The sequence below is a fragment of the Actinophytocola sp. genome, from assembly GCF_035942955.1.
Taxonomy (GTDB): Bacteria; Actinomycetota; Actinomycetes; order Mycobacteriales; family Pseudonocardiaceae; genus DASYTH01.
The window spans coordinates 35,489-42,264 of the sequence record NZ_DASZCQ010000155.1 but is presented as its reverse complement, the minus strand read 5'-3'; the positions used below and the strand labels follow the sequence as shown (position 1 = coordinate 42,264).

At 71.6% G+C, this 6,776-nt stretch carries 9 protein-coding genes; 2 read left to right on the top strand and 7 right to left on the bottom strand.

The features are described from left to right. Both VGX25_RS15620 and VGX25_RS15615 read left to right on the top strand, forming a co-directional pair. Window positions 1–282 (top strand): hypothetical protein (locus VGX25_RS15620; RefSeq protein ID WP_326918503.1); only part of this gene is annotated, 282 nt, incomplete at its 5' end. Then, complete coding sequence (locus VGX25_RS15615) at window positions 279–788, top strand: general stress protein (protein ID WP_326918502.1); 510 nt, start codon at window positions 279–281, stop codon at window positions 786–788. The genes VGX25_RS15620 and VGX25_RS15615, both read left to right, overlap by 4 nt. 27 nt (window positions 789–815) lie before the next feature. Here VGX25_RS15615 and VGX25_RS15610 read toward each other — a convergent pair whose 3' ends face one another. From VGX25_RS15610 to VGX25_RS15580, 7 genes are all read right to left on the bottom strand, one after another. Further along, on the bottom strand, window positions 816–1,814 hold the full coding sequence (locus tag VGX25_RS15610; protein WP_326918501.1) for a tetratricopeptide repeat protein: 999 nt from the start codon (window positions 1,812–1,814) through the stop codon (window positions 816–818). Further along, window positions 1,811–2,347 carry a sigma-70 family RNA polymerase sigma factor gene (locus VGX25_RS15605; RefSeq protein ID WP_326918500.1) on the bottom strand — a complete coding sequence of 179 codons (537 nt, stop codon included), beginning with the start codon at window positions 2,345–2,347 and terminating at the stop codon, window positions 1,811–1,813. Before VGX25_RS15605 ends, VGX25_RS15610 begins: the two co-directional genes overlap by 4 nt. An 87-nt stretch (window positions 2,348–2,434) precedes the next feature. Beyond that, window positions 2,435–3,658 (bottom strand): RNA polymerase sigma factor, encoded by a 1,224-nt coding sequence (locus VGX25_RS15600; protein ID WP_326918510.1) that lies wholly within the window; start codon window positions 3,656–3,658, stop codon window positions 2,435–2,437. Window positions 3,659–3,660: 2 nt separating this feature from the next. Next, window positions 3,661–3,984, bottom strand: coding sequence for a YciI family protein (locus VGX25_RS15595; protein WP_326918499.1), 324 nt, complete (start codon window positions 3,982–3,984; stop codon window positions 3,661–3,663). Window positions 3,985–4,104: 120 nt separating this feature from the next. Further along, the gene (locus tag VGX25_RS15590) at window positions 4,105–4,575 is read right to left on the bottom strand and encodes a hypothetical protein (protein WP_326918498.1); all 471 of its coding nucleotides are present in this window, start codon (window positions 4,573–4,575) and stop codon (window positions 4,105–4,107) included. Then, the gene (locus tag VGX25_RS15585) at window positions 4,572–6,056 is read right to left on the bottom strand and encodes an ATP-binding protein (RefSeq protein ID WP_326918497.1); all 1,485 of its coding nucleotides are present in this window, start codon (window positions 6,054–6,056) and stop codon (window positions 4,572–4,574) included. Before VGX25_RS15585 ends, VGX25_RS15590 begins: the two co-directional genes overlap by 4 nt. Window positions 6,057–6,061: 5 nt before the next feature. Beyond that, the gene (locus tag VGX25_RS15580) at window positions 6,062–6,751 is read right to left on the bottom strand and encodes a response regulator transcription factor (protein WP_326918496.1); all 690 of its coding nucleotides are present in this window, start codon (window positions 6,749–6,751) and stop codon (window positions 6,062–6,064) included. Between the last annotated feature and the right edge of the window lie 25 nt (window positions 6,752–6,776).

Genomic DNA, 6,776 nt, shown 5'->3' with positions numbered 1-6,776 from the left:
ACCACACAGTGGGAAGCCGCGCGGGTCCAGGTCCGGCGGCTGACCAAACGACTGCGGCGCACGGCCGAGCCGGCTCACGCCGAAGCCGCCGACGCCGTGCAACCGATCGAGGACGCCCGCACCGAGGCGAACCGCATCGTGGGCCAGGCCCGACGCCGGATGGACCACCTGGCCCGGCGCCACGATCGGCTCGCCGCCGCAGTCAAGACCCACCCCACGAAGACCCGACGGTCGACCGCGGAGGTCGACCTGTCCCGCGACGATGGAGGTGCCGCAGCATGACCACCACCATGACCCCGTTCGCCGCGCCCGGCCTGGCGAGCCTGCCGACGCCGCCCACGGGATGGCCGATCGGTTCCTACGCCACCTACGCCGAGGCCCAACGCGCCGTGGACTACCTGGCCGACAACGACTTTCCCGTTCAGGACGTCACCATCGTCGGCGTCGACCCGCTGGTGGTCGAACGCGTCACCACCCGCCTGACGTGGGGCCGGGTGCTCGGTGGCGGCGCGGCCTCCGGCGCCTGGTTCGGGCTGTGGGTCGGCCTGCTGCTCGCCCTGTTCAGCCCCGGCTCGCTGCTGCCGCCGATCCTGATCGGTCTGCTCACCGGCGCCGTGTTCGGCATGGCGCTGGCCGCCGCCGGCTACGCGTCGCTGAAGGGCCAGCGCGACTTCGCCTCGACCACCCAGATCGTCGCCGGCCGCTACGACGTGCTCTGCGAGCCCCGGCACGCCGAGAAGGGCAAGACCCTGCTGGGACGCCTCGCCCTCGCCGAACCGGCATCCTGACACCGGCCGGTGCGTTGCCGGGCCGGCTCAGCCGGCCCTGGTCAGCCTGGACTGTTCCAGCCCGGCGACGATGTCGTCGACGAAGTCCACCGGATCCCGCCCGCTGTCCAACACCTTCCGCACCAGCGCGTGCTCGGCGGCATCCATGGCGGCGAACTCGTCTCGCATCCGGCCGAACAGCTTCATCGCCTGCTCCTGGTGACCGAGGCAGGCGTACGCCCAACCCTGGTTGCCACAGATGACGGCGACCAGCAGCCGGGACTTGTGCGTCTGCGCCGGGATTTGGCCGAGCTGGAACAGCATCAAGGCGTCATTGGGCGCGTCGAGGTGCAGGTACATCCGGCCCGCCCGGTAGAGGATGTGGGCGATCAGCAGGTCGTCGTCGACTACCTTGGCGAGCTCGAGTGCGTGGCCGAGGTGCTCGCGGGCGTCCTGGAGCGAGCCCAGGTCGAACGCCACCCAGCCGGCCAGGTTGTGCAGCTTGGCCCGGTTCCACAGAAACCGCAGCCATACCGGCTTCTCGGCCGCGGACGGATGCACCGGGATCGGCTCGGCCAGCACGGCGAGCAGAGCCGCCCGGCACGACACGCTGCCCTCCCGCTCGAAGAGCAGCTCGACGGTGCGGCGGGTCGCCTCGAGGCGGTCCACCCGGTCGCTGTCGATGGGTTCGGCGGACATCGCGCGGGGTCGCGCCCACGGCGGCTCGGGATCACCGAGGACGTATGCCCCGACGGCGACCGCGCAGGCGTGCGCCAGGAACCGCCGCCTGGCCACGAGCTCCTGCTCGTCGGGAGGCCGGCAGACGGCGGTGAAGTCGCCCGACTGCCAGGAGAGCACGGCGTCGAGGCCGGTCAGCCGGGCCAACTGAATGCGCTGGTCATCGGGAAGGAGCGCCAGTTCGGCATCCCACCGGCGAACGGCGCCACGGCGCCGGTACTCGTCGTCGAACCGGCGGTAGGCCCGGCGCACGGCCAGCGGGTCCGGGGTGATCCGGCCCGCCGCCCGGAGCAGCTCGTCGATGCTCACCGCGTGCCTCCCGCCAACATCGCGCGCAGTCGTTTGCGGGCCAGGTAGCGGTGCTTCTTGACGCTCCCCGGAGTCACGCCGAGGATTTCGGCGCTGGCCGCCACGGAATGCCCCAGCGTGAAGAGGATGATGGCCTCGGCCTGCCGGCGCGGAAGCTGCCGAATCGCCGCATACACCCGCTCGTTCTCAGCGATCGTGGCGATGGGATCGGTGGTCGCGGGCACCCGAATCGGCACGGCCGGCCGCCTTTCCCGAGCCAGGATGCGCCCGATCCGCCGCAACGCGACCTTGAGCACCCACCACTCCGGCTTGTCGAAGTGCCTGAGCTGGTCCCAGTTCCGGCGCGCCAGCAGGAACGCCTCCTGAACCTCGTCCTCGACGAACCGCTCATCCGCGACGCGCATCGAGACGGCCAACCGCACCGGTTCCCAACAGCGAACAAAGAACTCCTTGAAGGCGGCATCCTCCTGAACCGCCTCGACCGGCCCTGGCGATACCGCGTCCCGCCATCCTTCGTCCTCCGCCGTAGCCACCCCATCATCCTTCCCATGCCCTGTGCCATTCGTGCCCAGGACAGGCCGCCCGCGCCGGAACGGTTGAACCGCCGCGAACCGCGGGCCCTACCCGACCTGGTCGCGGCGGCGGGTCAGATAGGCGGTCTGAGCGGTGTTGCCGGCCAGCTCGATGGCTTTGTCGTACGCCGCGCGCGACTGCCGGCCGTGGCCCAGCCGGCGCAGCAGGTCGGCGCGGGTGGCGTGGTAGGCGTGATAGCCGGCCAGCTCGTCCTCAAGACGGTCGACGAGTGCCAGTGCGACTTGCGGGCCGTCGAGCTCGGCGACCGCGATGGCCCGGTTGAGGGCGATGATCGGCGAGGGGTCGAGGCGGACGAGCTGGTCGTAGAGGGCGACGACCTGCGACCAGTCGGTGTCGCGTACGTCGCGGGCGGAGGTGTGCACGGCGTTGATCGCGGCGAGGATCTGGTAGCGGCCCGGGGCCACCCCGCTGGCCAGGCGCTCACGCACCAGCCGATGACCCTCGGCGATCAGCGCCGTGTCCCAGGCCCCCCGGTCCTGCTCGTCGAGGGGGACCAGTTCGCCGCCGGCCGAGACCCGGGCGGTGCGGCGGGCCTCGATGAGCAGCATCAGCGCCAGCAGCCCGGCCACCTCACCGTCGTCGGGCAGGAGGGCACGGATCAGGCGGGTGAGCCGGATCGCCTCGGCGGTCAGGTCCTGCCGTACCGGAGCGGTGTCGGGGCCGGTCGCCAGGTAGCCCTCGTTGAAGACGAGGAACAGGACGGCGAGCACCCCGGACACGCGCGCCGGGAGATCCTCCGCGGACGGCACCCGATAGGGGATGCGAGCCGCCTTGATCTTGGCCTTCGCGCGGGTGATCCGCCGCTCCATGGTGGTCTCCTGCACCAGGAAGGCGCGGGCGATCTGGGCCACGGTCAGTCCGCCGACCATGCGCAGCGTCAGCGCCACCCGGGTCTGCATCGCCAGGGCCGGGTGACAGCAGGTGAAGATCAGCCGGAGCCGCTCGTCGTCGATGGCGCCGACCGGCGCGGGCGGGTCGTCGTACAACAGCTGAGCCTCCCGCTGCTTGTCGTCGCGCTTGTTCTCGCGCCGGATCCGGTCGATGGCCTTGCGGCTGGCGGTGGTGGTCAGCCAGGCGCCGGGGTTGGGTGGCACGCCGTCGGCCGGCCAACGCTCGACCGCGGTCGCGAACGCCTCGGCCGCCGCCTCCTCGGCGATGTCGAGGTCACCGAAACGCCTGGTCAGGGTGGCGACCACCCGCGCCCACTCCTCGTGGTGGGCCCGGGTGACCGCCTCCCGGACGTCGATCACGCTCACCGGAACGGCCGGACCTCGACCTTCCGATTGCAGGCCTTCGACCCCTCGGCGGCGAGCTTGAGCGCCACGTCGAGGTCGGGGGCCTCGATGATCCAGAAGCCGGCGAGGAACTCCTTCGACTCCACGAAGGGTCCGTCGGTGATCAGCGCCTCCCCGCCACGGTTGTCGATGACGGTGGCCGTGTCGGGGCCCCCGAGGCCACCGGCGAAGACCCAGTGGCCCTCGGCCTTGAGCCGGTCGTTGAACACGTCGATCGCGGCCGCCTCCTCCGGGGTGGCCATGCCGGGCGCGTCGAAGATCACGGAAACCAGGTACTGCATCTGAAGATCATCTCCCGTGGTTCTGGGCGCCCCTCGTGGGCTGCCCTCACCCCTGCTACGAACACCGCAGCCCCGATCCGACACCGCCGCCCGGACTTCTTTCAAGATTTCCGGCACGCGTCAACCGGCGAGCGGGCAGGTCCGGGGTCCTCGGGTCGCGGCCTTGCTGGTGAGGGTGATCGGCGCGGTGGTGGACAGCGCGTCACCGACGGTGCACACGATCTGGTCGGCGGCCGTGTTGGACAGCGTCGTGACGTCGGCCGACACCACGACCTCGACGTTGCCGGACGCGTCGATGGTGACGGTGATCGGGTCGAGTCCGGTGGGGACCTCGCTCGTCAGGTTCATGGCCCGTTCGTCGCCGTCGGGTCCGTCCTGGAGCAACACAAGGGTCTGGGTGGGCGAAAGGTGCTGGCGCGTCGGGCGACGCATCAGTATCAGCGAGGAGTTGGCGAGGAAGTAGAGGTTCACGCCCTCGGCCGGTGCGGCGGGTGCGGGCCCGCCGCGGATCACTCCGCTCGGTCGCACCCCGCAGCCGGCGCTGAGCACGGCGATCAGCACGACCAAGGCGAGCAGGGGTCGTCTCGTCATCGGGTGTCTCCGGGTTCGCTGCCGGGCCGCGGCAGGTGGACGGTGAACACCGCCCCGCCGGCGGGACGGTTCGCGGCGGTCAGGTCGCCGCCGTGCAGCCGGGCGTTCTCCCGGGCGATGGCCAGGCCGAGGCCGCTTCCCTCGGAGCGGGCCCTGGCGGTGTCGGCCTTGTAGAACCGGTTGAACACGTGCGGCAGCACGTCCGGGGCGAGCCCTGGCCCGCCGTCGCCGACCTCGATGTCCAGCCGGTCCGGTCGGACGTGCGTCCGCACGGACACCGGGGGCGCGCCGTGCCGCAGCGCGTTGCTGACCAGGTTCGCGATGATCACGTCCAGCCGGCGGGGATCCAGGCGGGCCACGACGCCCTGGGGCAGGTCGGTCCGCACGCGGTCGGACCAGCCGCGGGCGCGCAGGGTCGCCCGGATCGCCTCGGCCACGTCGACGTCGTCGAGCGCGAGCGTCGCGGTGCCGGTGTCGAACCGGCTGACCTCGATGAGGTCGTTGACCAGCCGGGTGAGCTTGTGGGTCTCCCCGCTGACCAGCCGGGCGGCCCGGCCCGCGTCACCCGGCAGGCGTTGCGCCTCGTCGTCGAGGACGTCGGTGACCGCGGTCATCGCGGCCAGTGGGGTGCGCAGCTCGTGGGACACGTCGGCCACGAACCGCCGCGCCTCGGCCTCCATCCGGCGCAGGTCGCCGACGTGCCGTTCCAGCGTTTCCGCGGTGTTGTTGAACGTGCGCGCGACGTCGGCCAGCTCGTCCGTGCCACGGATCTGTGCGCGGGCGGTCAGGTCCCCCTCGCCCAGCCGGTTGGTCGCCCGGCGCAGCTCGCGCACCGGTTCGAGCACACCGCGCCCGGCCAGCACGGCCAGCAGCACGGCGAACACCAGCGCCACCGCGCCGGTGAGCCAGGCCCGGGTGGCGAGCCGGGCGATGCTCTGCTGTTCTGGTTCCAGGCTGCGCACCGAGTAGATCTCCAGCTCCGACGGCTGCGTGGCCGGGCCGGGCGGCAGCGCGGAACCGCCCGGCGGCTGCGCGGGCCGGCCGGGCCGGCCAAGCCGCAGCTGGGTGCCGATGACCAGCACGGGTCTCCCGTTCATCGATACCCGTTGCCACACCACGATTCCCTCGCCAACCGCACGCCGCAGTTCCCGTGGCAGCGTGTCCGGGTCCAGGCGACCCACCGACCGGCGGTCCCGATAGACGGCGACCGCGGTGTCGTCCCTGCCGGACAACCGACCGGCGATCTCGTCGAGCGTGGCTTGGCTGGGTGGCAGGTCGCCGAGCGGCGGCAGGGTCTCGATCCGCTCGGTGATCGTCAGCACCGCGGTGTCCTGCGCCTTCTGCAGGATGATGTCACGGGCCTGGACGTAGTCGACGCCGGCGACGAGCGCGGCGGTGCTCACTCCGAGCAGCGCGAAGGCCACCAGCAGGCGGGTGCGCAGGCTCCTGGCTCCGCCAAGAAACCGGGCCGCAGGGTTCACACTGTTCACAGTGGTCCGAACCGGTAACCGAAGCCCCGTACGGTCTGGATGTACACCGGCGCCGCGGAATCGTCCTCGATCTTGGCGCGCAGCCGCTGCACGCAGGCGTCCACCAGCCGGGAGTCGCCGAGGTAGTCGTGTTCCCACACCAGTTCGAGCAGTTGCTGCCGGCTCAGCACGCGGCCCGGTGTCGCCGACAGCTCCAGCAGCAGGCGCAGCTCGGTCGGCGCGAGACCGACCGGCTCGCCGTGTTTGCTGACCATCAGCGCGGCCCGGTCGATGGTGAGGTCACCATGTCGCTCAACCGGTGGCGGCCCGACGTTCGCCGGGCCACCGCCGGTGCGCCGCAGCACCGCGCGGATACGCGCCTCGAGCACCCTCGGCTGCACCGGCTTGACCACGTAGTCGTCGGCGCCGGCCTCCAGCCCGGCGACCACGTCCATGTCGTCGTTGCGGGCGGTCAACATGATGATCGGCAGGTCGCCGTCGGTGCGAATCCGGCGGCAGATCTCGAATCCGTCCATCCCCGGCAACATGAGGTCGAGCACCACGACGTCGGGCGGCGTGGCGCGCAACAGCTCCAGCCCCTGCTCGCCGGTCTCGGCGGCGTCGACGGCATGTCCCTGCCGGGTCAACGCCAGCTCAAGGCCGGTACGCACCGCCCGGTCATCCTCGATCAACAGCACTCGGGACACATGCCCCACTATCTCAGCGCTGCCC

What these genes read in the sequence shown, in the direction of transcription:
- VGX25_RS15615 (WP_326918502.1), top strand. Translation starts at nt 279, where the DNA reads ATGACCACCACCATGACCCCGTTCGCCGCGCCCGGCCTGGCGAGCCTG.
- VGX25_RS15595 (WP_326918499.1), bottom strand. Translation starts at nt 3,984, where the DNA reads ATGCAGTACCTGGTTTCCGTGATCTTCGACGCGCCCGGCATGGCCACC.
- VGX25_RS15590 (WP_326918498.1), bottom strand. Translation starts at nt 4,575, where the DNA reads ATGACGAGACGACCCCTGCTCGCCTTGGTCGTGCTGATCGCCGTGCTC.